Here is a 2,017-nt window from a genome sequence, read left to right on the forward strand (position 1 = left end):
CTCTCGGTTCGGTTCCTGGCTCGCAGGCGCCACATCACGACCGGGGACTCGTCCGGTGCGGCCTACTCCAGCTCCAAGCGCACTGGTAGGCCGGCCCACTCGATCACCAGCTGTGCGCTTTGGGCAGTGCCGAACAGGTACCCGGCCAGCTGCGGATCGCCTAGACGGCCCCCGGCCCGCCCAAGCCTGGCACTGCGCACCCTTGCCGCCGGCCCCGGCGAGACCGGATTTCCTAGATGCCGGATGGGAGGTCCCCATAGGCCGCAAGAAATGCATTGCCGAGTTCCAGCTGCAGCGGGCTCCCTAGCGCGGCCGGGCAAGATATGACCCGTGACAGTGCCGGAGGGCATTATGGCGGCAGGCTGATCTCCCTCCGACCGGATGAGCATAGTCGTTTGCCCTGCGTCCGGCGCGGCTCGCAGCCAGCGCAGGCAGGCTGGTGGCGAAGATTCTGCTAAGCGATGTGATTGGAAAGCAGCGGAGGCAGGAATCGAGAGTTGGGGGAGGATCGTCCGGTGGCCGTCAGCCTGGCGTTCCGTAGTGTGTGTAGTGGTACTGGATCTTGCCGTCAAGGATTCCGAGAGTATCGCTGCCCACAACAACGCGCCCGGCTGTGGTCTTGGCAAACCAGGTGAACTGGCGGAAGGTCCCTGCTCCGGTCTTTCCCGTCAGCTCGAACTTGGCATCCGGGAGGGCCTCCTCGAGCAGGTATCGGTACCAGGCCTTGAGGGCCGAGTGCCCGACAACAGTTCGGTCTCCGGTCACATGGGCGGCGCCCTCATGGTACAAGTCGGTGATCGACGAGATCTTGCGCTTGTTCAACCGCTGGATCAGCTCTTCCGGGACATCGGGGGGTGGCTCCGGGGGCGGGTCCCAGGCGAAGCCGGCGACAGCCTGCCACAGGTCCTGATAGGCCGAGCGGGAGGCATAGTCCCAGCTCCAGGCGTTGGCGGAATCGAGGCCGAGGTTCTTGGCGGTCGACAGGGCCGTGCGGATCTCGTCCGGCGTCGGTCGCCAGCCCCCTGCGGAGTACGTCGGGAACGTCGGGACGACAGGCCGGGCGTTCGGCAGACTCATGTACTGATCGAGGGAGACCCGCAGCTGCACCTCAGGATCATGGGATTGCTCGAAGTACACCTGCGGCATCGCATAGTCGCACACCGCCAGGAATTCGGCATACGGCAATTCGTAGTGCACCCGCGGGTAGCGGTAGGAACTTAGGGCGATGGGCATGTCACCCAGCAGCCGCCGCAATTCCTGGGCATAGCGCTGAGCTGCAACCTTCTTGCCGGAACGCTTGTATTCTCGTTCGGCGTCGATCACGTATCCGTCGACCCCAAGGCTGCGGGCCCGGTTCGCCCCCAGCCGGGCTTCCCCCAGCGGGTTCTCGCCGCGCACATAGTGCCAACCCCAGACCTGGATGCCCGCCGACTTGAGGGCCGTCAGCACAGGAGGCACCAAGTCCACCCCCCGCGCCCGGTCGATGTTGTACGGCCAGTCTGCACCGTCGGCAATCTTGATCAGGACATGGGTCAGGCCGGCCTGCTGGGCCTTGGCCGCAATGGCCTTGGCGCTGCCGCCCTCGCAGTTCTGGAGTTGCCAGATGAAGAATCCCTTGCCGCGCAGCTTCATCGGGGGGGTTGCCTGGAGGGACGATTCGCCCTTGGGCTCAGGATTCGCGGCCGTCGTCGGCCCGCGGCGGCGGGCGAAGGCGCAAGCTGCTGGCACGCCGAACCGAGCTGTCTCCGTAGCGTTGGCGGAGTCGATCCACCGCCCGGAGCAGCCGCTCTTCCCGTTCCCAGGACCGGTCGAACAGGTCGAGCTGGCGGACGGGCGCCTGGAGCCCCGAAAGGCCCACACCCACCAGCCGCACAGACCGCCCTGGCAGCCAGTGTGCCCGAAGCAGCGAGCGCGCCGCCGCCAGGATCTCCTGGTCGAGGCTCGTAGGCTGGGGCAGGCTCGCCTGCCGGAGAATTGTCGTGAAATCGGACCATCGCAGCTTCAGTCGGACGGTTGC

2 protein-coding genes are annotated in these 2,017 nt (G+C 66.2%); both read right to left on the reverse strand.

All coding sequences use genetic code 11. From position 1 onward, the window contains the following. Window positions 1-522 precede the first annotated feature (522 nt). The gene (locus MUO23_15070; protein ID MCJ7514273.1) at window positions 523-1,632 is read right to left on the reverse strand and encodes a nuclear transport factor 2 family protein; all 1,110 of its coding nucleotides are present in this window, start codon (window positions 1,630-1,632) and stop codon (window positions 523-525) included. 37 nt (window positions 1,633-1,669) lie between these two features. Further along, window positions 1,670-2,017, reverse strand: a 348-nt coding sequence (locus MUO23_15075; protein MCJ7514274.1) for a hypothetical protein, incomplete at its 5' end; no start/stop codon positions are given.

The sequence above is a fragment of the Anaerolineales bacterium genome (genome assembly GCA_022866145.1).
Taxonomy (GTDB): Bacteria; Chloroflexota; Anaerolineae; order Anaerolineales; family E44-bin32; genus PFL42.